Source organism: Janthinobacterium sp. FW305-128, assembly GCF_020858135.1.
Taxonomy (GTDB): Bacteria; Pseudomonadota; Gammaproteobacteria; order Burkholderiales; family Burkholderiaceae_D; genus Janthinobacterium.
The window spans coordinates 137060-158854 of sequence record NZ_JACYMK010000001.1 but is presented as its reverse complement, the minus strand read 5'-3'; the positions used below and the strand labels follow the sequence as shown (position 1 = coordinate 158854).

The 21795-nt window shown below is 64.0% G+C and carries 24 protein-coding genes; 12 read left to right on the top strand and 12 right to left on the bottom strand.

The features are described from left to right. Window positions 1-85: 85 nt before the first annotated feature. Entirely contained in the window at window positions 86-493 is a 408-nt protein-coding gene (gloA, locus tag IGS60_RS00730) for a lactoylglutathione lyase (RefSeq protein ID WP_086137871.1), read from the top strand. A gap of 4 nt (window positions 494-497) precedes the next feature. Here gloA and IGS60_RS00725 read toward each other — a convergent pair whose 3' ends face one another. Further along, window positions 498-1403, bottom strand: a complete 906-nt coding sequence (locus IGS60_RS00725) for a LysR family transcriptional regulator (RefSeq protein ID WP_230501793.1) — start codon at window positions 1401-1403, stop codon at window positions 498-500. A gap of 93 nt (window positions 1404-1496) precedes the next feature. Between IGS60_RS00725 and IGS60_RS00720 the strand changes: the two genes are divergently transcribed. Then, window positions 1497-1964 (top strand): DMT family transporter, encoded by a 468-nt coding sequence (locus IGS60_RS00720; protein WP_070220468.1) that lies wholly within the window; start codon window positions 1497-1499, stop codon window positions 1962-1964. Between the two features lie 68 nt (window positions 1965-2032). Here IGS60_RS00720 and IGS60_RS00715 read toward each other — a convergent pair whose 3' ends face one another. From IGS60_RS00715 to IGS60_RS00700, 4 genes are all read right to left on the bottom strand, one after another. Next, on the bottom strand, window positions 2033-3373 hold the full coding sequence (locus IGS60_RS00715; protein WP_070290871.1) for a TolC family outer membrane protein: 1341 nt from the start codon (window positions 3371-3373) through the stop codon (window positions 2033-2035). Between the two features lie 146 nt (window positions 3374-3519). Next, window positions 3520-3843, bottom strand: coding sequence for a rhodanese-like domain-containing protein (locus tag IGS60_RS00710; RefSeq protein ID WP_034788759.1), 324 nt, complete (start codon window positions 3841-3843; stop codon window positions 3520-3522). Between the two features lie 13 nt (window positions 3844-3856). After that, the gene (locus IGS60_RS00705) at window positions 3857-4507 is read right to left on the bottom strand and encodes a protein-L-isoaspartate O-methyltransferase (RefSeq protein WP_230501791.1); all 651 of its coding nucleotides are present in this window, start codon (window positions 4505-4507) and stop codon (window positions 3857-3859) included. A gap of 170 nt (window positions 4508-4677) precedes the next feature. Beyond that, window positions 4678-5328 carry a TetR/AcrR family transcriptional regulator gene (locus IGS60_RS00700; protein ID WP_070220474.1) on the bottom strand — a complete coding sequence of 217 codons (651 nt, stop codon included), beginning with the start codon at window positions 5326-5328 and terminating at the stop codon, window positions 4678-4680. 321 nt (window positions 5329-5649) lie between these two features. Between IGS60_RS00700 and IGS60_RS00695 the strand changes: the two genes are divergently transcribed. Next, window positions 5650-6519: a head GIN domain-containing protein gene (locus tag IGS60_RS00695; RefSeq protein ID WP_230501789.1), complete on the top strand. Its 870-nt coding sequence runs from the start codon at window positions 5650-5652 to the stop codon at window positions 6517-6519. 137 nt (window positions 6520-6656) lie between these two features. Beyond that, window positions 6657-6917, top strand: a complete 261-nt coding sequence (locus IGS60_RS00690) for a YkgJ family cysteine cluster protein (RefSeq protein WP_070220477.1) — start codon at window positions 6657-6659, stop codon at window positions 6915-6917. A gap of 9 nt (window positions 6918-6926) precedes the next feature. On the opposite strand, the gene IGS60_RS00685 is transcribed toward IGS60_RS00690, so the two are convergent. The 6 genes from IGS60_RS00685 to IGS60_RS00660 are packed head-to-tail and all read right to left on the bottom strand — an operon-like array spanning window position 6927 to window position 11312. Further along, a complete protein-coding gene (locus IGS60_RS00685) occupies window positions 6927-7955 on the bottom strand; it encodes an alcohol dehydrogenase (RefSeq protein ID WP_230501787.1) in 1029 nt (342 codons plus the stop codon). Window positions 7956-7981: 26 nt separating this feature from the next. After that, entirely contained in the window at window positions 7982-9094 is a 1113-nt protein-coding gene (locus tag IGS60_RS00680) for an FAD-dependent oxidoreductase (protein ID WP_230501785.1), read from the bottom strand. Beyond that, a complete protein-coding gene (locus IGS60_RS00675; RefSeq protein ID WP_230501783.1) occupies window positions 9055-9765 on the bottom strand; it encodes a cupin domain-containing protein in 711 nt (236 codons plus the stop codon). Before IGS60_RS00675 ends, IGS60_RS00680 begins: the two co-directional genes overlap by 40 nt. Window positions 9766-9800: 35 nt before the next feature. Beyond that, a complete protein-coding gene (locus tag IGS60_RS00670; protein ID WP_070311714.1) occupies window positions 9801-10145 on the bottom strand; it encodes a carboxymuconolactone decarboxylase family protein in 345 nt (114 codons plus the stop codon). Window positions 10146-10196: 51 nt separating this feature from the next. Further along, on the bottom strand, window positions 10197-10478 hold the full coding sequence (locus tag IGS60_RS00665) for a hypothetical protein (RefSeq protein WP_070220486.1): 282 nt from the start codon (window positions 10476-10478) through the stop codon (window positions 10197-10199). A 60-nt stretch (window positions 10479-10538) separates the two neighbouring features. Beyond that, window positions 10539-11312: an SDR family NAD(P)-dependent oxidoreductase gene (locus IGS60_RS00660; protein WP_230501779.1), complete on the bottom strand. Its 774-nt coding sequence runs from the start codon at window positions 11310-11312 to the stop codon at window positions 10539-10541. Between the two features lie 223 nt (window positions 11313-11535). Between IGS60_RS00660 and gcvA the strand changes: the two genes are divergently transcribed. The 8 genes from gcvA to IGS60_RS00620 all read left to right on the top strand — a co-directional run bounded on the left by gcvA (window position 11536) and on the right by IGS60_RS00620 (window position 20429). Further along, window positions 11536-12468, top strand: a complete 933-nt coding sequence (gene gcvA / locus IGS60_RS00655; RefSeq protein WP_070220488.1) for a transcriptional regulator GcvA — start codon at window positions 11536-11538, stop codon at window positions 12466-12468. 95 nt (window positions 12469-12563) lie between these two features. Further along, window positions 12564-13334, top strand: coding sequence for a DeoR/GlpR family DNA-binding transcription regulator (locus IGS60_RS00650; RefSeq protein ID WP_230501777.1), 771 nt, complete (start codon window positions 12564-12566; stop codon window positions 13332-13334). 43 nt (window positions 13335-13377) lie between these two features. Then, window positions 13378-14526: an MFS transporter gene (locus IGS60_RS00645; RefSeq protein ID WP_230501775.1), complete on the top strand. Its 1149-nt coding sequence runs from the start codon at window positions 13378-13380 to the stop codon at window positions 14524-14526. A 156-nt stretch (window positions 14527-14682) separates the two neighbouring features. Next, the gene (locus tag IGS60_RS00640) at window positions 14683-15528 is read left to right on the top strand and encodes an undecaprenyl-diphosphate phosphatase (protein WP_099409037.1); all 846 of its coding nucleotides are present in this window, start codon (window positions 14683-14685) and stop codon (window positions 15526-15528) included. 6 nt (window positions 15529-15534) lie between these two features. After that, window positions 15535-17358, top strand: a complete 1824-nt coding sequence (gene recQ, locus IGS60_RS00635) for a DNA helicase RecQ (RefSeq protein ID WP_230501774.1) — start codon at window positions 15535-15537, stop codon at window positions 17356-17358. Then, window positions 17358-17840 carry a hypothetical protein gene (locus IGS60_RS00630; RefSeq protein WP_230501772.1) on the top strand — a complete coding sequence of 161 codons (483 nt, stop codon included), beginning with the start codon at window positions 17358-17360 and terminating at the stop codon, window positions 17838-17840. Before recQ ends, IGS60_RS00630 begins: the two co-directional genes overlap by 1 nt. 44 nt (window positions 17841-17884) lie before the next feature. Next, complete coding sequence (locus IGS60_RS00625; protein WP_230501770.1) at window positions 17885-18865, top strand: LysR family transcriptional regulator; 981 nt, start codon at window positions 17885-17887, stop codon at window positions 18863-18865. A gap of 277 nt (window positions 18866-19142) precedes the next feature. Then, complete coding sequence (locus IGS60_RS00620) at window positions 19143-20429, top strand: Glu/Leu/Phe/Val dehydrogenase (protein WP_070220497.1); 1287 nt, start codon at window positions 19143-19145, stop codon at window positions 20427-20429. Window positions 20430-20710: 281 nt separating this feature from the next. Here IGS60_RS00620 and galE read toward each other — a convergent pair whose 3' ends face one another. Beyond that, window positions 20711-21730 carry a UDP-glucose 4-epimerase GalE gene (gene galE / locus IGS60_RS00615; RefSeq protein ID WP_230501768.1) on the bottom strand — a complete coding sequence of 340 codons (1020 nt, stop codon included), beginning with the start codon at window positions 21728-21730 and terminating at the stop codon, window positions 20711-20713. Window positions 21731-21795: the final 65 nt, after the last annotated feature.

Here is a 21795-nt window from a genome sequence, read left to right as displayed (position 1 = left end):
ACCAGGGCAGCCGGGGCTGTCTCGGCAAGAAAGCCGTAAAACGCATAAAATCCTGCCATTCCCCTATTCATATCAAGGATTTACGATGCGTATTTTGCACACCATGTTACGGGTCGGCGACCTGCAGCGCTCCATCGACTTTTACACGAACGTCCTGGGCATGAAATTGCTGCGCACCAGCGACAATCCGGAATACCAGTACACGCTGGCCTTCGTCGGCTATGGTTCGAATCCCGACCACGCGGAACTGGAACTGACGTATAACTATGGCACCACCAGCTACGAGCTGGGCACGGCGTATGGCCACATCGCCATCTCGGCCGACGATATCGTCGCCGCTTGCGACGCGGCACGCGCGAATGGCGGCAACGTCACGCGCGAACCGGGCCCCGTCAAGGGCGGCAACACGGTCATCGCCTTCATCACCGATCCGGATGGCTACAAGATCGAATTGATCGAACGCAAGTTCGACGGCCAGGGCGCCGGCCTGTAAGACGTCAGCCTGGCCCGGCGGCCGACGCAATGGCCGCGCGCAGCCAGGCGATGCCCGCATCGCCGTCCGTGCGGCGGTGCCGTATCGCTTCAAACGCAAACGGTGCGATGGCAAACGGCGCGGAGCACAGCGCCAGCCCTTGCGCCACGCTGCCGTGCAAGGCGCGCCGCGCCACCGTCAGGATCAAATCCGTCCCCATCACGACATCCGGTGCGACCGTCCAGTACGGCACGCGCACGGCGATGCGGCGCGCCTGGCCCAGCTGCGCCAGCGCCGCGTCGACTTCGGCCGCCATGCCGCCTTCGCCGGACGCCACCAGCACATGGGGGCGCGCCAGATAGGTCTGCAAGCTCAAGGATTCGCCCGACGCCAGGCTGGCCGGATCGAGTGCGCAAACGAACGTTTCCTCGAATAAAGTTTCTCTATGCAACTGCTCGGGCAGTTGCGGGAACACGCCCAGCGCCAGATCGATCTCGCCATCCTGCACGCCGGCCATCACGGCAGAACGGCTGGCATAGCTGACGGCCACGTCGATGCCGGGCGCTTCCACGCGCAAACGCCGCAGCAAAGCGGGCAAGATCAATGCCGCACCGTAATCCGACATGGCCAGGCGAAACCCGCGCTGCGCCGTGGCCGCGTCGAAGACAGCGCCACCGAGCACGGAGCGCACGCTTTGCAGGGCTTCGGCCAGCGGCCGCGCCAGCGCCAGTGCGCGCGCCGTCGGCTGGAAACCGCCCTTGCCGCGCAGCAGCAGCGGGTCGTCGAGCAGATGGCGCAGGCGCGCCAGCGCATGGCTGACGGCTGGCTGGCTCATGTGCAGGCGTTCCGCCGCGCGCGACAGATGGCGCTCGCTCAGCAGCGCTTCGAGGATTACCAGCAAGTTCAAATCGACGGCGCGCAAATTATTCATTTGGTGCATAGTTTAATGACAAAATACGAATTGGATTTAATCATGACAGCATAATACGATGACGCCATCAACTCAACACGCAGGGAGTCGCACATGCACGGATGGATCACCTTGTTTGCCCCGCTGGCCATGCTGGCCGGCGCCGTCGTCCCTTTCCAGGCGGGCGCGAATGCGGCGCTGGGCCGCAATCTGGGCCACCCGCTGTGGGCCACCATCGCCTCGCTGGCCGTCAGCGCCGTGCTCGCGTCGCTCGTGATGCTGGCCTGGCGGGTGCCGGCGCCCGATTTGCACCTCGCCGTGCGCGGGCCGGGCTGGTCCTGGCTCGGTGGCGCGGCCGGCGTGTTTTATATTACGGCCGCGCTGATGCTGGCGCCGCGCATGGGTTCCGGCCCCTTCATGGCGGCCGTCATCGGCGGGCAGATGCTGGCCGCGCTGGCCATCGACCGCTACGGCTTGCTGGGTTTTGCCGTCAAACATATTTCTCCGCTGCACTGGGCCGGCGCGGGCCTGGTGGTGGCCGGTGTCGTGCTGACCCAGTTCGCCAACAGCCGCGCCGTGTGAGCACACGTCAAGGCGAAAAAAAACCAGCGCCGTTGCCGGGGCTGGTTTTCATGTAGAGCAGAGCGCGCTTACTTGACGAGCAAGGCGTTGACGGGCATCAAGTCCGTTTCCTTCAGGGTGCCGGCCGCGGCCTTCAGGCGCAAGCCGTTCATGATGGTGTCGTAGCGGGCTTTCGACAGGTCTTTTTGCGTCGAGAACAATTGTTTCTGCGCATTCAAGACGTCGATATTGATGCGCACGCCCACTTGATAGCCGAGCTGGTTCGACTCCAGCGCCGACTTGCTCGACACTTCCGCCGCTTCCAGCGCCTTGACTTGCGCCAGGCCGCTATTGACGCCGAGGAAAGCCTGGCGCGCGCCTTGCGATGCCGTGCGGCGTGCCGTTTCCAGATCGTTGCGGGCCTTGTTTTCCAGCGCGATCGATTCGCGCACCTTGCTCGTCACGGCAAAGCCGCTGAAGATGGGGATGCTCCACTGCACGCCGATGGCGTTGTTGTTATTGCCGCTACCATTGCCGCCACCGGACGTGTAGGTGTGGCCCGTGTTGGCGATCAGATCCAGGGTCGGATAGTGGCCGGCGCGGTTGCGGCCGATGTCGCGCTTGGCCGATTCCACGTTGAACTGGGCCGTGACGACGCTGTAGTTCTGCTCTTCCGCCGAGCTCACCCACGGCTCGATGGCGGCCGGTTCCGGCGCGCTGATGACCACGCCCGCGCGCATCGGCGCCAGGCTCGTCGGCGCTTCGCCGATGATGGTTTGCAGGGCGCTGCGCTTGTTGGCCAGGTCATTGATGGCGGCAAATTCCTGCGCCACGACCAAGTCGTAGGCCGCTTGCGCTTCGTGCGTGTCGGTAATTGTTTGCGTGCCGACTTCGAAGTTGCGCTTGGCCGATGCCAACTGCTCCGTCGTGGCCACTTTTTGCGCCTGCGTGGCGCCCAGGTTGTCTTGCGCACTCAATACGTCGAAATACGCTTGCGCCACGCGCGTGATCAAGTCTTGCTGGACTTGCGCAAATTGCGCTTCGGCAATCGCCTGCGCCAGCTTGCTTTGCTGGTAGGTTTCCCAACGGTCCCAGCGGAACAGCGGCTGCGCCAGGGTCAGGTTGTAGCTGTTCGCGCGGACGTTGACGGACGGCGAAGTGATCTTGTTGCCGCCATTGTTCTGGATAATCTGTTCCTGATTGCCGCGCGTATTGCTGCCCGAGGCGGAGATTTGCGGCAGCAAGCCTGCCAGCCCCTGCGGAACCCGCTCCATCCCGGCAGACAGGGCCGCGCGCGCACTGGCGTACTGCGCGTCATTGGCCAGCGCCTGCTGGTACACCTGGATGAGATCGGCCGCCTGCGCTTGCAGCGAGCATGTCATCGAGACAAAGGCGCTGGTCATCAGCACGGCGATAAGGGGTTTCCGCATTGCATTTCTCCGTTGGAGTCGTCAAAAGTTGATGGAATCAAAAATCGGTTACAGCCTGCCTGGCGGCCGCGCCGGCAGGAGCGGGGTACAGGCCTCCGCAGGCATGCAGGAAAACATGCCTGGAAGTGCATCTACTGCGAATTCACTTAGTATTTCGGCATGGCGCTGTCGACTTGCAGCGCCCAGGCATGCACGCCGCCCGTCAAATTACTGATCTTGCCAAAACCATTGCGCTCCAGGAAGGCCGCCACTTGCATGCTGCGCATGCCGTGATGGCAAATGCAGACGATTTCGGCGTCTTCATCGAGGTCATCGATGCGCGCGGGAATCGAGTTCATCTGCATCAAGGTGGCACCGTCGAGGTGGCACAGGTCGAACTCCCATTGTTCCCGCACGTCCAGCAAGAACGGACGCGGGCGGGAAGGGTCAGCCAGCCAGGCGGCCAGCTGCGGTGCACTCAAATGCTCCATCGAATCGGTCGCCTCAGAACTGGAAATGCGACGGTGCCACAGCTTGCAGCGGCGTGACATTGGTTTCAAACAGCTTGCGCGTGTCATAGGCTTTGTCCGAGCTGCGCGTGATCAGGTGCGCCGACATGATCGGCGCTTCGCCGATGATCGCCAGGATGCGGCCGCCGACTTTGACTTGTTGCAACAGCGCTTCCGGCAGCACGGCCAGGGCGCCGGACACGACGATCACGTCGTAGGGTGCACCCTTGCTCCAGCCCTGGGCGCCGTCGCCCAGTTCCACGGTCACGTTGGTCACGCCGTTGGCGGCCAGGTTCTGCTCGGCCAGGGCTTTCAATTGGGGAACGATTTCCACGCTCGTCACATGACGCGCCTTGTGCGCCAGCAACGCGGCCATGTAACCGCTGCCGGTGCCGATTTCCAGCACATTTTCATGCTTCTTGACGGCTACGTCTTGCAAAATACGCGCTTCCAGCTTTGGCGTGAACATGCATTCGCCGCCGCCCAGTGGAATTTCCGTATCGACGAAGGCCAGGTTTTTATAGGCGGCCGGCACGAAATTTTCACGCTTGACCACGTTCAACAGCTCCAGCACGTCGATATCCAGTACGTCCCATGGACGGATCTGCTGTTCGATCATATTGAAGCGGGCTTGTTCGATATTCATCTTTGGACTCGGTAAGTGAAGTAATAATCCGCCATTTTATCGTTGAACTGGCTGAAAGCACATGTTAACCATAAAGGCGGGGAATGGAGGAAATTTGCGACGATCTGCAGATTTGGGGGGGCGAACCTTGGAAAAGGGGTAACTGAACGGTAGTAGCCAGGCCCGGTGCATCAGCTTTTCCCGGGCGCCTCCGCCTGCAGGCTGCGCAAGCTCATGTCGATAAAAGCATCCATATAGGCGAGCGGATCGATATCCTTGACCTCGCACGGCACGAAGGAGTGCGTCCACATCATGAGCATGGTGACGGGTGCGCTGAGGATGGTGCTGACCAGCACGGGATCGATCTGGCGGAATTCGCCCCGCTGCATGCCCCGTTCCAGCAGACTGACGATCAGTCCATTGCCGCGCGCGACGACTTCTTCGTTGTAAAACTGCGCCAGTTCCGGGAAATTGTTCGCTTCGGCCAGCATCAGCTTGGTCAAACCGGCCAGTTTGGTGGCGCCGAATTCTTCCCACCACTGCATCATTACCTTGCGCAACAATTCGGCGCTGCTGCTGTCCGAAGCGGCCATGCTGTCTTCCGCCTCGCCGATCGACTGCACGATATTGTCGCGCACGACGGCTTTGAACAGCTCTTGTTTATTCTCAAAGTACAGGTACAGGGTGCCTTTCGACACGCCCGCCCGCTTGGCCACATCTTCCAGGCGCGTCGATGCAAAGCCCCGTTCGACAAACAGGTCGAGGGCGGCGGCGAGCAATTCCTGCGGGCGGGCATCCTTGCGCCGCTCCCAGCGGGGCTTGGTATCAATCGGGGCTTGCATGTGTCTTTCCAAATAACTTACTTTTGAGTCATTAATAGTAGCCCTGTCTACGGGCAAGGTCAAGCACGGGCGACGCGGGGCACCGCCCCGTATGCTGAACACGGGTATTGTACGCTCCGTGTCAACGTTGGCGGCACCTCCTCTGGCGCAGGACCTGTCGCGCCAAAAGAAGCAGAATGCGTTTCAGCCCCCGTTTTGCGCAGTTCATCGCATTTCCACTGAGCAAGCGTGTCGGATTTGCTACCTTGTCATCGACGGCACGGCAGCCGCGGCGCGGCAGCCGGCTTTTTCCCACATTAAAACAATCATAAAGGAAACACCATGCGTACCTTGCTGGCCCTGTGCTGTGCTCTTGCCCTCGGCGGTTGCGCCATCGTCATCCACCCCAACGATGGCGAAGTGCGCCATGCCGATTCGGGTGGCAATGCCATCCAGGGCAACGAGCAAGTGAGCCGCGACGTGCGCCAGGTCAGCAACATCAACACGCTCGACATCGACAGCATGAAGCGCATCGATATCAAGATCGACGTGCGCGTGGGGCCGGCCACATCGCTGGTGATCGAAGCGGACAGCAATCTGCAGCCGCGCATCCACAGCGAAGTGAGCGGCAATACCCTGCGCATCTGGAGTGATACGAACATTCGCAGCAGCAATGGTATCCACGTCATCTATACGACGCCGCAATTGAAGAAGATCACCATTTCCGGCTCGGGCCGCCTGGTGGCCAGCGGTTTCAATGGCGACGATTTCAGCCTGGAGCAGCGCGGTTCGATGAAGAGCGAACTGTCGGGCACGGTGGGACGCTTCGACGTGGCCAACTATGGCTCGGGCAGCATCAACGCGGCGGCCCTCGCCAGCGGCAACACGGACGCGGTGCAAAACGGTTCGGGCAGCATACAGCTGGGCAATGTACGCGGCGAACGCGTCAACGTGGCCGTCAACGGCTCGGGCAGCATCAGCGCCAGCGGCGCCGTGCAGCGTCTCGACGCCAACGTGAATGGCTCGGGCGACATCAACCTGGCTGCCCTGCGCAGCGACGTTGCCTATCTGGCGAGCAACGGTTCCGGCGACATCGACGTGACCGTCCAGAATGAAGTCAACGCCCGCGCCAGCGGTTCCGGCCGCATCACCGTGCATGGCGATCCGGCCCGCCGCACTTTGTCGGGCAAGCGCGTCAGCATCGTGCGCTAGGCAAGCGGCGGGAAGCGGCAGGCCGCGCCGACTTGCTATACTGTCGGCCCCTGATCCCTTTCCAGCCATCGCCATGCCGTCCTGCGCCTGCTCCCTGGCAGCCGGATGGCAAGCTGGTCGTCCACTAAAGAATAACCATGAACTGCCGCGACCACTGCGGAGCGTGCTGCATCGCTCCCTCCATCACCAGTCCGATACCGGGCATGCCGAACGGGAAACCCGCTGGCGTCCGCTGCGTGCAGCTGGGAGACGATAGCCGCTGCCGCATTTTCGGACAGCCGGAACGGCCGGCGTTCTGCGCAGGATTGCAGCCGTCGGCAGAGATGTGCGGCGCCAGCCGCGAACAGGCGATACGCTGGCTCGACGACCTGGAGCAGGCAACGGCACCGCAGACTTGAAGAGAATGCCTAGGCCTTCGGCAACATGGTCAGCACCATGCGGAACTTGACGTCCCCGGACTGCATGCGCTGACAGGCTTCGGCCGCACGTTCCAGCGGCATGGTTACGATACGCGGACGCACGTCGGCCAGCACGCTGAAAGCAAGCGTCTTTTCATTGTCATACGGCGTGCCGGTGATCGAGCCGAGCACGCCGCGTTCGCCCACCACCAATTTACCGGAAGACACGAGCAGCGGATCCTTGCCCGCGCCCAGCACGACCAGCCGTCCGGCTGGCGCCAGGCCATCCATCAGCGCCGTCACGGCGGCCGCGCTGGAGACGGTGGTGATGACCGCCTGCGCCCCGCCATGCGCTTGCAGCACGGCGGCCGCATCCTCGGTCAGGCTGTCGACATACACGTGCGCGCCCAGCTCCAGCGCGTCCTGCGCAATATCGCCGCCGCGCCCGATCGCCACCACCTTGAAGCCCATGCGGCGCGCATACTGCAAGGCCATATGCCCCAGGCCGCCGATGCCCAGGATGGCGACCGTATCGCCCGCCTGCGCCCCGCTCTTCTTGAGCGCATTGAAGGTGGCGAGTCCGGCGCACAGGATGGGCGCCGCCTCTTCCGCATCAAGCTGCCCGGGAATGGATACCAGGCCGGTGGCGCGCGCCAGCATCATCTCGGCATAGCCGCCGTCGCGGCTGGCGCCCACGAACGGCTGGTCCTGACATAACTGGAAACGGCCTTGGCGGCAGGGCGGGCAGGCGTTGCAGTGGCCGCCCAGACGGCCGACGCCGACGCGCTGGCCGATTTGCCAGATGCCCGGCGTGTGTTCGCCCAGCGCGACGATGCGCCCGACCACCTCGTGACCGGGCACGCGCGGCGGCTGCAGCGCCGGGTCGGCGCCGTCGATATCGGCGCTGTCGGCGCCACAGATGCCGCAGGCTTCGACGGCGATCAAGACTTCGCCCACGCCAGGCAGCGGCGTGGCGCGCTCGACCAGTTCCAGCACGCCGGGGCGGCTCACTTGCATGGCGCGGTAAGTGGCTTTCATCTTCATTTCTCCTTCGTTGAGTTAAGTCACGGAATCGCCGGGCGCTGCTGCGCCGCTTGCCAGGCTTGCACGCCCAGAGCGGCCGCCTCGACCGCGCCGGCCAGATAGCCGGGAAAGCGCGGCGACCATTCGCTGGCGATGGCCGTCAGGCGGCCCTGCCAGGGACCGGCCGCAGGCGCCGCTGCCGGGGCGTGAGCGTGCTCGCCGCCGGCGTCGAGGTCGGCGGCGGTGGCGGTCAGCGCATCCTGCGACCAGTCCTTGATGGCATCGGTGCGCGGCGCGGCCGCTTGCGGGCCGAACAGCCGTACCAGCTGGGCCCGGCAATGCGCCAGCAAGACCCCATCGTCCAGGCGCTGGCGCGTGCGTGCCGGCACGGCCAGGAAACCAAACAGGGCAGCGCTGCCGCCCGGCATCGAGGCATCATGGATCTCGCCCAGCGGCCCGCTCTGGCTGCGCGCCGAACCGGACAAGCCCTGTTCGCGCCAGAACGGCCGTTCGTAGACGGCGACGTACTTCGCATGGGGCGCCATCCAGGTGGCGGTGGCGGTCCACTCGCGCGCCAGCGTCGCAGGCAGGGCCGGCTCGTACGCGATACCGGCGGCAGCCAGGCGCGGCGGCAATGCCAGCAGCACGTGGCCGGCGCGCCACGCGGTGACGGCGCCCGCCGCATCCGCGCTCGCCACTTCGACGTGCTCGGCCGCATGGCGCAGGCGCAGCACCTGTTGTCCGGTGACGATGCGCGTGCTGCGCAAGGTGCCGTGCAAGGCATCGGTCAGCGCATTCATGCCGCCAATCAGGCGCATCGATGGCGGCGCGCTCGCGTACGTGCGCATGCGCACCGGCGCCTCCCCTGCGGCGCGCTGGTACAGCATGTCGCCCTGGTCGTACTGGGCGAAGCGCTGCAGCCCCAGCCCGTCGACCAGCTGGTGCAGCGCGTACTGCTGCTCGGGCCAGAACCAGGCCGGGCCCAGGTCGAAGCGGTCGCTGCCGCCAGCTGCCTGCATGCCGGCGATACGCCCGCCGATGAAATCGCGCGCTTCGAGCACGACGACATTGGCCACGCCCAGCCGCTCCAGCAAGTGGGCCGCGTACAGGCCGCTCAGGCCGGCGCCGATAATGATGATGCTTGCGTGTTGCATGCTGATCCTTTCAAAGTCGTGTCCGCCACATGCCGGACTTTCAGGTAAACGGTGGCTCCCTGCGCACCGGCAACGATGGCGGGCAAGGTGCCGGCAGGCAGGCGCATCCAGCTGCGCGGCGCGCAGGCATGCTGGCGTGCGCGCACCTCGCCCTCGAGCACCAGCAGTTCCTGGCTGCCGCCTGCCTCGGCCAGCAAGGCTTCATGCGGCATCAGCCGCTGCAGGCTGACCTGCTCGGCAGCATCGTCGAACAGCGGACAGACGGCCCGCCCCCGCTGCTCGCGCCAGTTGGCGGGGTCGCGGGTGTCGATGCGGACGTGGCGCTGTTCGCGCGGCTGCATCTGCTGCAACTTGACGAAGATCACCGCCCCCGCGCCGCTCGACGGCCGGTGGCTGGAGCCGGGCGGATTGCGCAAATACCAGCCGGCGGGATAATCCACGCCGTCTTCGGAAAACGTGCCGTCGAGGACCAGGATTTCCTCGCCGCCCGGATGCCGATGCGGCGGGAAGAAGGATTCGGGCGCATAGCGCACGATGCTCGTTGCGCGCGCTTGCTCGGCGCCGATGCGATCGAGCATGATGCGCTCGACGCCGCCCTGCGGCGACGCGACCCAGCGGTACTGGTGCGGCGCCAGGATGACGGGGCGCGAAAAATCGGCATTGATCAGCATGACAAACTTCCACAGTTGAAAAAAACGGCCAGCGCTTACTGCTTCGGCAGCTGTTGGTAGGCTTCCATCACGCGCGCCGAATACGTCAGCGCGGCGCCCGTATTGAGCGCGATCGCCACGCCGAGCGCTTCGGAAATTTCTTCCAGGGTCGCACCAGCTTCCACCGCTTTCCTCGTGTGCACCGAGATGCAGCCGTCGCAACGCGTGGTGATGGCCACCGCCAGCGCGATCAGTTCGTGGATCTTCGGCGCCAGGTGGCCGGTCTTGGCGGCGGCGCCGTCGATGGCCATCACGCCGCGCATCACGTCGGGGCTCTGCGCGGCGTAATCGCCGACTTTTTCCAGCAGGGAGTCGCGGTAGGTGTTCCAGTCTTGCATCATGATTTTTGCTCCAAAAAAGGGAATAGTAGGTAGCAGCGGGCGGGTGCCCGCTTACGCCACGGTATAAATGCGCACGTCGGGCGCCGCGTCCAGCAGCGGCGTGAGCGCCACCACCACGTCGCTGTTGAACAGCGCGCTTTGCAGATAGGCATTGGCGTTGCCCACGCTGTCGAAGCCATGCAGCACTTGCACGTCTTCCTCGCGGATCAGCAATTGCTTCGACTGCGCGCCCGCGATGCCGGCCAGGAACGGCGCCTTGTACTGCTGATAGACGCCAGCCGCCGCGGCACGGTTGGCGTTGGCGATCTTGAGGGTGATTTGCAGATAAGCCATGCGATGCTCCTTGATGATCAGGTGAAGAAAAGGCGGGCAAGGCGGGCTTGCCCCAGGTATTTAGTTGCGGCCGGCCATCACGCCGCCATCGACGTCCCACACCGCGCCGGTCACCCAGGCGGCCTTGTCGGACAGCAGAAACGCCACCACTTCCGCCACGTCCAGCGGCGTGCCCACGCGGCCGATCGGGTGGAAACCGTTGAAGCCCTGCAGCGCCTCATGGACCTCCGCCTTCGGAATAAAACCTTCGTAGATCGGCGTCTGCACGACGGCTGGCGAGACGGCGTTGACGCGAATCTGCTTCGATGCCAGTTCCATCGCCAGATGCTGGGTCAGCGAGTGCAGGCCGGCCTTGGCCATCGAATACGCTGACGATGGCGTGGCGGCGATCGCCTGCTTGCCCCACATCGAGCCGATGTTGACGATAGACCCAGGGCGTCCGCCGGCGACCAGGTGCGCGGCCACCTTTTGCGTGATGAAGAACAAGGCCTTGTTGAGATTCATATACTGGTCGTAGTCGGCGGCGCCGTGTTCGAGGAACGGTTTGGGGAAGAACACGCCGGCCGCGTTGACCAGCAGATCGATGTCCGCATGCTGTTCGTCCAGCGTTTTGAGCAGCGCGGCCAGGCCAGCGTCGCTCGACAGGTCGGCGGTCACCACCCACACCGTGCCGAGCGCCGACAATGCCTTGCGCGCCTCTTCGGTTTTCTCTGCGCGGTGGCCGACGATCACGGCGCTGCCGCCTTGCTCCAGCACCACGCGTGCCGTCGCCAGACCCATGCCGCTGGTGCCACCCACGACCAGCAGTTTCTTGCCTTCGAATTGCTTGCTCATTTTCATTCCTTTCCTATGCCCGCCGTCAGGCAGGCGCTGTTGAAGAAAAACTTCCGGGCAGTTGTGTACTGCCGCGATGCAATGCATTCTGCGCTTGGCGGCGAACGGGAACAAACCAGATTAAATGTCAGTTATTGAAAGAAAATCTTTAGTGGTACGGCTGCGGAGTGACTACAATAGCCACGCAGAGACGCATAATCACGCGACACCATGGAAGAAAATCATGAAGACACCGATCCATCTGAACGCCTTGCGGGCATTCGAAGCCAGCGCCCGCCACCAGAGCTTTTCAGCCGCCGCCGCTGAACTCAACGTCAGCCCCGCTGCCGTGGGCCAGTTGGTGCGCGCCCTGGAAGACTGGCTGGGCGCGCCGCTGTTCCATCGGCACACGGCGGGCAAGACGCGGCTGGTGGCGACGCAGGCCGCGGAGCGCGCGCTGCCGGATTTGCGCGCCGGCTTTGACCGCTTGCTGCTGGGTCTGGAAAGGCTCAAGGAAGGTTCGCTCAACGGGGTGCTGACGGTGACCGTCAGTCCCGCCTTCGCCGCCAAGTGGCTGTTGCCACGGATTGAACGCTTTCAATCGGTCTGCCCGGAAACCGACGTGCGGCTCGATACCAGTCTGAAGCCCGTCGATTTCGTCTCGCAACGCATCGATATCGGCGTGCGCTACGGCACCGGCAACTGGCCGGGACTGAGCGCCGACAAATTGATGGATGAAGAAGTCTATCCCGTGTGTTCGCCCGCGTTTCTGCAACAGCATGCGCCATTGCGGCAGCCGGCCGACCTGGCGCGGCAAACGCTGATTCACGACCTGTCGATGGATGGCCATGGCGATTTTCCAACGTGGGAAGCGTGGCTGCAGAAGGCGGGCGTGCGCGATAGCGCCGCCTCGCGCGGCATGAAGATCAACAATTCGGCGGCGGTGCTGCAGGCGGCGGCCGAGGGCCATGGCGTGGCGCTGGCGCGCAGCGTGATGGCGCATGACGATATCGCCTCCGGGCGGCTGGTACGCCTGTGCGGCGCGATGACTTTTCTTTCGCCGCTGGCCTACTACGTGGTCTACCGGCCGGAGTCCGCAGGCCTGCCGCGCCTGGCGACCTTTCGCGGCTGGCTGCTGGAAGAGGCAGGCAAGCAGGCCGCCGCAGTTGCACGGTAAGCCAGCCGTTGGCCGCCGTGACGCGCAGATAAGCATTGACCGCGTTTGCACGTTTGCGTATATTCATGCACATTCCTGCACGTTTATAAGTTCATATGTCCGCCACTCTGCTCCTCAAACAACGCCACGCATTGATCCAGCAACAATTACATGCCGACGGCAGGGTGCTGGCGCTGGACCTGGCGCGCCAGCTCGATGTGTCCGAAGACACGATACGGCGCGACTTGCGCGAGATGGCGGCGGCCGGCCTGTGCCAGCGCGTGTATGGCGGCGCCCTGCCGCTGGCGCCCGATGGCGGCACCTTGACGCAGCGCAAGCAGGAAGCGCCCGAGCGCAAGGCGCGCCTGGCGCAGGCGGCCGTGTCCCTCGTGCGCACGGGCCAGGTGCTGTTTCTCGATGCGGGCTCGACCAACCTGGCCATCGCCAGCGCCTTGCCGCAGTTGGCGCTCACTGTCATCACCAATGCGCCATCCATCGCCATGGTCCTGATGGAGCGTCCCGAAATCGAGCTGATCATGGCTGGCGGCCGGGTCGACCGCCGCGCCGGCGCCAGCCTGGGTCCGCAAGCGCTGCGCACGGTCGAGCGCATGCATCCCGACCTGTGCTTCCTCGGTGCCTGCGGTGCCGACGCGGACGCGGGCGTGACGGCGTTCAATTACGACGAAGCGGAATTCAAGCGCAGCATCGCGGGCGCCAGCAAGGCCGTCGTGGTGGCCGTCACCAGCGACAAGCTGGGCACGGCCGCCCCCTTCGGCGTGTTGGCCACGGGCTTGCTGCAGCACCTGGTGCTGGAAGCGGACGTCGACGCGGCCCACGCGGCCGCCTTTGCACAGCTGGGCGTGCAGGTATTGCGCGCCCGCGCCTGATTCTGATCGACACTCCTTCACACTGACTCCTGGAAACTTTCCCATGCATCTCACCGGCACCCTGCAACAACGCGCCACGCGCCTGGTCTTCTTCGCCGCCGGCCTAGGCATGGCCGCCTGGGCCCCGCTGGTTCCCTACGCCAAGTCGCGCCTGGGCCTCGACGAAGCTACCCTGGGTATTTTGCTGCTGTGCCTGGGCGCCGGTTCGCTGTGCGCGATGCCGTTTACGGGCATGCTGGCGGCCCGCTTCGGCTGCCGCAAGGTCATCGTCAGCGCCGGCCTGCTGCTGACGGCCATCCTGCCCGGCCTGGCGTTGGCGGCCACGCCGCTGCAACTGGGCCTGGTACTGCTGGTGTTCGGCGCGGCCATGGGCACCTTCGACGTGGCCATCAATATCCAGGCCGTGATCATCGAAAAAGCCAATGGCGGCGCCATGATGTCGGGCTTTCACGCGCTGTTCAGCGTGGGCGGCTTCGCCGGTGCCGCCTGCATGGCCCTGCTGCTGTGGCTGGGCTTGTCCCCCGCCTGGTCCTGCGTGGTGGTGATGCTGCTGCTGTGCGGCGTACTGGGCGCGGCGCAAGGCCATCTGCTGCCGACGGCATCCGCCTCCGGCGAAAAGACGCCCCTGTTCGTCATGCCGCACGGCGCCGTGATCCTCATCGGCCTCTTGTGCTTCATCGTTTTCCTCGCCGAAGGCGCGATTCTGGACTGGAGCGCCCTGTTCCTCACCACCACGCGCGGCGTGGAAGAAACGAAGGGCGGCCTGGGCTACGCCGCCTTCGCCATCGCCATGACGGTGGGACGCTTTACGGGCGACAAGGTGGTCAGCCGTTTCGGCGGCAAGCGGGTACTCACTTTCGGCGGCCTGTGCGCGGCCAGCGGCTTCTTCCTGGCCGTACTGGCACCTCAGGCGGGCCTGGCCATGCTGGGTTTCGTGCTGATCGGGCTGGGCGCGGCAAACATCGTGCCCATCCTGTTTACGGCAGCGGGCAAGCAGAGCGCCATGCCGGCCAGCCTGGCCGTGGCGGCCATTACCACCATCGGCTACGCAGGCATCCTGGCCGGTCCCGCCGTCATCGGTTTCGTGGCCCACGCCACCAGCCTGAATATCGCCTTCGCCATGCTGGGCTGCGCGCTGCTGCTGGTAGCGGCCAGCGCGCGCCTGGCCGCGCCGGCAAAACAGGCTTCCTGAACTCTCCCCTTGCCTGGCGGGCAGCGCCAAAAAACCGCCGCCCGCCAGCGCCCAAATCGGCTCGACGGGCCTGCGGCATGGTAAGCTTCGACCCCGCGCACATTGCGGGCGCCACGCACACACCCCATCCTGTCAATTACACCCTTGTATACATCTATGGATCTCATTCTTGCGCTAAAAGCCATCATCATGGGGCTGGTCGAAGGTTTTACCGAATTCTTGCCGATTTCGTCCACGGGACATCTGATCCTGGCCGGCAGCCTGCTCGACTTTACCAAGGATGTCTCGAAAGAAGTCATGGGGGTATTTGAAATCGCCATCCAGGCAGGTGCCATTCTGGCCGTGTGCTGGGAATACCGTGCACGCATCGCCTCGGTACTGGGCAGCCTGACCACCAAGTGCAGCTCGCGCATGTTCGTGCTGAACCTGGCAATCGCCTTTATTCCCTTGGCCGTGCTGGGTTTGAAATTCGGCAAAAATATCAAGGCGCTGCTGTTCAATCCTGTCGCGGTCGCGACCGCCTTCATTATTGGCGGCATCATCATCCTGCTGGTGGAACGCCGCGCGCGCAACAATCCGGTCGCGGTACGCATACATACGGTCGAAGATATGAGTCCGCTTGATGCTCTTAAGGTCGGCTGCGCCCAGGCGTTCGCGCTGATTCCCGGCACCAGCCGTTCCGGCTCGACCATCATCGGCGGCATGCTGCTGGGACTGTCGCGCAAGGCCGCCACCGAATTTTCGTTCTTCCTGGCCATCCCCACCCTGCTGGCGGCCACCTTCTACTCGCTGTACAAGGCGCGCGACATCCTGTCGGTCGCCCACGTGCCCCTGTTCGGCCTGGGTACCGTGGCCGCCTTCATTTCCGCCTTCCTGTGCGTGCGCTGGCTGCTGCGCTATATCAGCTCGCACGACTTCACGTTTTTTGCCTGGTACCGCATTGTGTTCGGCTTGCTGGTGTTGGCCAGCGCCCACTACGGCTGGGTTGTTTGGGCAGAATAAGGCACTATGAATCAAGATCTTAACCAGCGCGCGCTGCACCTGCTGCAAACCGTTTTCGGCTACCCGGCCTTCCGCGGCCAGCAAGCCGACATCGTCGACCACGTCAGCCATGGCGGCGACGCGCTGGTGCTGATGCCCACCGGCGGCGGCAAGTCGCTGTGCTACCAGATTCCCGCGCTGCTGCGCGACGGCGTCGGCGTCGTCATCTCGCCGCTGATCGCCCTGATGCAGGACCAGGTCGACGCGCTCGAGGAAGTGGGCGTGCGCGCCGCCTTCCTCAATTCCACGCAGACCTACGAAGAAGCGAGCCGCATCGAGCGCCTGGTGCGCACGGGCGGCATCGACGTCGTCTACGTAGCGCCCGAGCGCCTGATGACGCAGCGCTGCCTGGACCTGTTCCAGTCCTCGAAGATCGCCCTGTTCGCCATCGACGAGGCGCATTGCGTGGCCCAGTGGGGCCACGACTTCCGCCCCGAATACATCAAGCTGTCGGTGCTGCACGAGCAGTTCCCGGACGTGCCGCGCATCGCGCTCACGGCCACGGCCGACCCGCAGACGCGCGCCGAGATCGCCCTGCGCCTGCAGCTCGAGGACGCGCGCCAGTTCGTCTCGTCCTTCGACCGCCCGAACATCCGCTACCAGATCGTGGAAAAGGCGAATGGCCGCAAGCAGCTGCTCGACTTCATCAACACGGAACACGCGGGCGACTGCGGCATCGTGTACTGCCTGTCGCGCAAGAAGGTGGAAGAGACGGCGGAATTTTTGAACCAGAGCGGTATCCGCGCCCTGCCCTATCACGCCGGCATGGAGTACGCCAAGCGCAGCGCCAACCAGGCGCGCTTCCTGCGCGAGGAAAACATCGTCATGGTCGCCACCATCGCCTTCGGCATGGGCATCGACAAGCCCGACGTGCGCTTCGTCGCGCATCTGGATCTGCCGAAAAGCATCGAGGGCTATTACCAGGAAACGGGGCGCGCGGGCCGCGACGGCATGGCCGCCAACGCCTGGATGGCGTACGGCTTGCAGGACGTGGTGCTGCAGCGGCGCATGATCGACGAATCGGAAGCGGACGACACCTTCAAGCGCGTGCTGGGCGTGAAGCTCGACGCCATGCTGGGCCTGTGCGAAACGCTCAGCTGCCGCCGCATGCGATTGCTCGAATACTTCGGCGAACCGGCTTCGCCGTGCGGCAATTGCGACACCTGCCTGGTGCCGCCCGTGTCGTTCGACGGCACGGTGCCCGTGCAAAAACTGCTGTCGGCCATCTACCGCGTCGACCAGCGCTTCGCCGGCGGCCACGTGATCGACGTGTTGCGCGGCGTGGAATCGGAACGCATCAAGACCTGGCACCACGATTCGCTGTCGGTCTTCGGCATCGGCTCGGACCTGGGCGAAGCGGAATGGAAATCGATTTTGCGCCAGGCCATCGCGCTCGGCCTCGTCTCGGTCGACCATGAACAATACAGCTCGCTGAAACTGACGGACGCCTCGCGCCCCGTGCTCAAGGGCGGCCAGAAGGTGCAGCTGCGCCAGTACCAGAAACCGGTGAAAACCAGCAAGCGCAGCACCAGCGTGGCGAAGGGTTATGTCGAGACGGACTTGTCTACCAGCGAGCAGGCGATCTTCGACAAACTGCGCTGGTGGCGCGTGGAAACGGCGCGCACCCACAACGTGCCCGCCTACGTGATTTTCGTCGACGCCACCCTGCGCGAAATCGCCAAGGCCAAGCCCACCTCGCTCGAGCAGATGCGCGGCGTGAGCGGCGTGGGCGAGAAAAAACTGGCCTCGTACGGCGACGAAATCGTCGCCATGATCCTGGAGATGATTTAATGGAAGCACTCTCGCCCGACCTGATTTACCAGGCCGTGAAAATCCTCGGCACCCAGCCTGACGCAGAAGACGCGGTGGAAGCGCAAGTACGTACCCTGGTCGGCGACGACCTGACGGTGCGTCGCCTGGCCGACGTGGTGCCGGAAGCCTTCGGCCTGGTGCTGGTGTCGCACCTTCCCGGCGCCGAAAACATGACCTTGCCCGCCACCTTCCGCGCCCAGGACGAGGACGGCGAATGGGTGGAGTTCCCCTTGCGCCGCGAGCCGATCTTTGTCGTCGCCGCGGATATCGCCCAGCATACTTTCCACAACGGCCCGCGCGCCCTGATCAAAAATCTCGCCGACCGCAGCTCCTTGCTGTCGGCCATCAACAAGGCCTTGAACGCGGGTGGCTCGCTCGATGGCACGACCCTGGGTCCGCCCTCCTTCTTCGGCCTGCCGGCATCGCTGTACCGGCCGGCGGCATCGGCCGAGACGCCCTGACCACTCCACCTAGCCCCTGCCCTTGACAAGAGAACGCCGCCGCGATGGAAACCAAATGGCTGGAAGACTTCATCTCGCTCGCTGAAACGCATAATTTCAGCCGTTCCGCGGCCCTGCGCCACGTGACCCAGCCGGCCTTTTCGCGGCGCATCCAGTCGCTGGAAAACTGGCTCGGCATCGACCTGGTCGACCGCACCTCGTACCCGACGCGGCTGACGCCCGCTGGCGCCGTGTTCTACGAGCAGGCGCTGGAAATGCTGGGGCAGATCAACGGCGTGCGCGCCCTGTTGCGCGGCAAGCGCGCGGCCACGCAAACGAGCGTCGACTTCGCCGTGCCGCACACCCTGTCGCTGACCTTCATGCCGAAATGGCTGACGGCGCTGGAAGAAGGTTTTGCGCCGATCAACAGCCGTTTGATGGCCCTGAACGTGCACGACGCCGTACTGCAGCTGGTCGACGGCGGCTGCGACCTGCTGCTGTGCTATCACCATCCGCGCCAGCCGGTGCAGCTCGATCCGGGCCGCTACGACATGCTGGTGATGGGCCGCGAAACCCTGCGCGCGTATGCGCGCTGCGGCCAGGACAAGGTGCCGGACTTCGTCCTGCCCGGCAGCGCCAGGGAGCCGCTGCCCTTCCTCTCCTACACCAACAACGCCTACCTGGGCCGCATGGTGGAACTGCTGCTGGCCGACGCCAAGGCGCCCCTGTTCCTGGAAACCTGCTACGAAACGGACATGGCCGAAGGCTTGAAAATGATGGCGCTGGAAGGCCGCGGCATCGCCTTCCTGCCCGAATCGGCCGTCATGCGCGACGTCAAATACAAGCACCTGGCACGCGCCGACGGCGGCGCGCCTGGCTGGGAAATCGAGCTGGAAATCCGCTTGTACCGCGAGCGCCCGTCCAGCCTGCGCCCCGGCAAGCAGATCGTCGAAAGCCTGTGGCAATACCTGGTGCAGGTGCAGGAAAGCGCCGCGCGCAGCGGAAAAAAACGCCGGCGCGCGGCTGTCACCACCATTCCATCCTGACCTCCTAACTATGCAATAAATGCATAACCGGATGCGCACAAAGCATTGGCCGGGGCATGAGGCTATCGCCTACGATGCGGTTCCGCTGCGCGCAACTCAATTGATTGCGCCTACCACAGCATTTTTGAATGCCAGCAAAAATCGTAGCGAGCGGCAGTGATTTGTGGCCGAGAAGCGCAGCTGTACGAAGGTACAGCGAGCATCGCCGGCCGCAAAGCACGACGCGCAGTAGATTTTTCGGCATTACACCACCGTTTTGTCCAGGAGCTTATCAAGCATGACCAGCAAGCACGCACTTCCTTCCTACCTCAATCCTGAAGACCTGGGCCCATGGGGCGTCTACCTCGAGCAGATCGACCGCGTTACGCCGTACCTGGGCAACCTGTCGCGCTGGGTGGAAACGCTGAAGCGTCCAAAGCGCATCCTGACGGTCGACGTGCCTATCGAGCGCGATGACGGCACCATTGCCCACTACGAAGGCTACCGCGTGCAGCACAATCTGTCGCGCGGCCCGGGCAAAGGCGGCGTGCGCTTCCACCAGGACGTGACCCTGTCGGAAGTGATGGCGCTGTCGGCCTGGATGACGGTCAAGAATGCAGCGGTCAACGTGCCATACGGCGGCGCCAAGGGCGGTATCCGTGTCGATCCGAAGACCCTGTCGCGCAACGAACTGCAACGCCTGACGCGCCGCTACACGAGCGAGATCAGCATGATCATCGGACCGAACAAGGATATCCCGGCGCCGGACGTCAACACGAATGAACAAGTCATGGCGTGGATGATGGACAGCTACGCCATGATCGGCGGCAATATGTCGACCGGCGTGGTAACGGGCAAACCGATCTCGCTGGGCGGCAGCCTGGGCCGCCGCGATGCGACGGGCCGCGGCGTATTCGTCGTCGGTTGCGATGCGGCCGCCAAGGTCGGCATGTCGCTCGAAGGCGCGAAAGTCATCGTGCAAGGTTTCGGCAACGTGGGCGGCGTCGCTGCACGCATGTTCGCTGAAGCCGGCTCGAAAGTGGTCGCGGTACAGGATCACAAGACCACCGTCGTGCATTCCGGCGGCTTGAACATCCCGCAATTGCTGGCACACGTGGCCGAAGTGGGCAGCGTCGAAGGCTTCCCGGGCGCCGAGGCATTCGTGCCGCGCGAAGATTTCTGGGGCATCGATTGCGACATCCTGATTCCGGCCGCGCTGGAACAGCAGATCACGGCCGAACGCGCACAAGTCATCCGCGCCAAGATCATCCTGGAAGGCGCCAACGGCCCGACCCTGCCTGCAGCGGACGACATCCTGACCGACCGCGGCGTGCTGATCGTGCCGGACGTGCTGGCCAACGCCGGCGGCGTGACCGTCAGCTACTTCGAGTGGGCGCAGAACTTCTCGAGCTTCTTCTGGACGGAAGAAGAAATCAACAGCCGCCTGACCCGCATCATGCGCGAAGCGTTCGACGCGGTATGGCAAGTGTCGCAAGAGAAGAAAGTGTCGATGCGTACCGCCACCTTCATCCTGGCGTGCACGCGCGTGCTGCAGGCTCGCGAAGTACGCGGCCTGTATCCATAATGGCTGCCTGAGAAAATGCCCGGGGCGTTGTTGCCTGCCCCTCGCCGTACTGGCGTACTGTCTTCGGCTTTGCGCCTGGCCCCAGACATTTTTCAGGCGCCAAATGGCTGCCTGCGAAAATGCCTGGGGCGTTGTTGCTTCGCCTCGCCGTACTAGTGTACTGTCTTCGGCTTTGCGCCTAGCCCCAGACATTTTTCAGGTGCCATTGAGTTACTGGCGCTGTTAAAAAAATCCCGCCACACTTGCGTGTGAGCGGGATTTTTTGTATCTGGCAGACTTTTTTACGCCGCGTAGCCTTGCGGATTCTGGTGCTGCCAGCGCCAGTGGTCGCGGCACATGTCGTCGATGTTTTTCTGCGCTTGCCAGCCCAGCAATTGCTTCGCCTTGTCGGCCGAGGCGTAGCAGCTGGCGATGTCGCCGGGGCGCCGGGGCACGATGTCGTATGGCACCTTGCGGCCGCTGGCGGCCTCGAAGGCGCGCACGGTATCGAGCACGCTGTAGCCGTGGCCCGTGCCCAGGTTGACGGTAAAGCCGCCCTCGGTGGAGAACAGGCGGTTCAACGCCGCCACATGGCCCAGCGCCAGGTCGACCACGTGGATGTAGTCGCGCACGCCCGTACCGTCCGGCGTGTCGTAGTCGTTGCCGAAGACGGCCAGGCGCTCGCGGCGGCCCACGGCCACCTGGGCGATGAAGGGCATCAGATTGTTCGGGATGCCGGCCGGATCTTCGCCGATCAAGCCGCTGGCATGCGCGCCGACGGGATTAAAGTAGCGCAACACACCGACTTGCCACTGCGCATCGGCATGCACGAGATCGGCCAGGATCTCCTCGACCATCAGCTTCGAGCGGCCGTACGGATTGGTCACGGACAGGCGCGACGATTCCACGATCGGCAAGGCTTCCGGATCGCCATACACGGTGGCCGACGAGCTGAACACAAAACGCTTCACGTTCGCCGCCGCCAGCACTTCCAGCAGCGCCACGGTGCCCGACACATTGTTATCCATATACATCAGTGGCTGCGCCACGGATTCGCCCACGGCTTTCAAGCCGGCGAAATGGATCACCGCATCGATGGCATGCTCGCGCAAGACGGCGGCCATGGCCGCGCGGTCGCGCACGTCCGCTTCATAGAAGGGGATGCTTTTGCCGGCAATGCGCTCCACGCGCGCCATCGCTTCGCGCGCGCTATTGCACAGATTATCCACCGCGACCACATCAAAACCGGCAGCCAGCAATTCGACACAGGTATGCGAACCGATGAAACCGGATGCGCCGGTCACGAGTATTTTCTTGGACATAATATCAATCAATGCAAAAAAGATAAGACTAGCGGAATTTCCCCGCTTTGCCAAGCCCGCACAAG

Excerpts from the sequence above, each read along its gene's own strand:
- IGS60_RS00630 (WP_230501772.1), top strand. The coding sequence starts at position 17,358 with ATGGAAGCACTCTCGCCCGACCTGATTTACCAGGCCGTGAAAATCCTC.
- recQ (WP_230501774.1), top strand. The coding sequence starts at position 15,535 with ATGAATCAAGATCTTAACCAGCGCGCGCTGCACCTGCTGCAAACCGTT.
- IGS60_RS00620 (WP_070220497.1), top strand. The coding sequence starts at position 19,143 with ATGACCAGCAAGCACGCACTTCCTTCCTACCTCAATCCTGAAGACCTG.
- galE (WP_230501768.1), bottom strand. The coding sequence starts at position 21,730 with ATGTCCAAGAAAATACTCGTGACCGGCGCATCCGGTTTCATCGGTTCG.
- IGS60_RS00675 (WP_230501783.1), bottom strand. The coding sequence starts at position 9,765 with ATGCTGATCAATGCCGATTTTTCGCGCCCCGTCATCCTGGCGCCGCAC.
- IGS60_RS00625 (WP_230501770.1), top strand. The coding sequence starts at position 17,885 with ATGGAAACCAAATGGCTGGAAGACTTCATCTCGCTCGCTGAAACGCAT.
- IGS60_RS00705 (WP_230501791.1), bottom strand. The coding sequence starts at position 4,507 with ATGAATATCGAACAAGCCCGCTTCAATATGATCGAACAGCAGATCCGT.
- IGS60_RS00640 (WP_099409037.1), top strand. The coding sequence starts at position 14,683 with ATGGATCTCATTCTTGCGCTAAAAGCCATCATCATGGGGCTGGTCGAA.
- IGS60_RS00685 (WP_230501787.1), bottom strand. The coding sequence starts at position 7,955 with ATGAAAGCCACTTACCGCGCCATGCAAGTGAGCCGCCCCGGCGTGCTG.
- gloA (WP_086137871.1), top strand. The coding sequence starts at position 86 with ATGCGTATTTTGCACACCATGTTACGGGTCGGCGACCTGCAGCGCTCC.
- IGS60_RS00680 (WP_230501785.1), bottom strand. The coding sequence starts at position 9,094 with ATGCAACACGCAAGCATCATCATTATCGGCGCCGGCCTGAGCGGCCTG.
- IGS60_RS00695 (WP_230501789.1), top strand. The coding sequence starts at position 5,650 with ATGCGTACCTTGCTGGCCCTGTGCTGTGCTCTTGCCCTCGGCGGTTGC.
- IGS60_RS00665 (WP_070220486.1), bottom strand. The coding sequence starts at position 10,478 with ATGGCTTATCTGCAAATCACCCTCAAGATCGCCAACGCCAACCGTGCC.
- IGS60_RS00725 (WP_230501793.1), bottom strand. The coding sequence starts at position 1,403 with ATGAATAATTTGCGCGCCGTCGATTTGAACTTGCTGGTAATCCTCGAA.
- IGS60_RS00700 (WP_070220474.1), bottom strand. The coding sequence starts at position 5,328 with ATGCAAGCCCCGATTGATACCAAGCCCCGCTGGGAGCGGCGCAAGGAT.
- IGS60_RS00710 (WP_034788759.1), bottom strand. The coding sequence starts at position 3,843 with ATGGAGCATTTGAGTGCACCGCAGCTGGCCGCCTGGCTGGCTGACCCT.
- IGS60_RS00690 (WP_070220477.1), top strand. The coding sequence starts at position 6,657 with ATGAACTGCCGCGACCACTGCGGAGCGTGCTGCATCGCTCCCTCCATC.
- IGS60_RS00720 (WP_070220468.1), top strand. The coding sequence starts at position 1,497 with ATGCACGGATGGATCACCTTGTTTGCCCCGCTGGCCATGCTGGCCGGC.
- IGS60_RS00660 (WP_230501779.1), bottom strand. The coding sequence starts at position 11,312 with ATGAGCAAGCAATTCGAAGGCAAGAAACTGCTGGTCGTGGGTGGCACC.
- IGS60_RS00715 (WP_070290871.1), bottom strand. The coding sequence starts at position 3,373 with ATGCGGAAACCCCTTATCGCCGTGCTGATGACCAGCGCCTTTGTCTCG.
- gcvA (WP_070220488.1), top strand. The coding sequence starts at position 11,536 with ATGAAGACACCGATCCATCTGAACGCCTTGCGGGCATTCGAAGCCAGC.
- IGS60_RS00650 (WP_230501777.1), top strand. The coding sequence starts at position 12,564 with ATGTCCGCCACTCTGCTCCTCAAACAACGCCACGCATTGATCCAGCAA.
- IGS60_RS00670 (WP_070311714.1), bottom strand. The coding sequence starts at position 10,145 with ATGATGCAAGACTGGAACACCTACCGCGACTCCCTGCTGGAAAAAGTC.
- IGS60_RS00645 (WP_230501775.1), top strand. The coding sequence starts at position 13,378 with ATGCATCTCACCGGCACCCTGCAACAACGCGCCACGCGCCTGGTCTTC.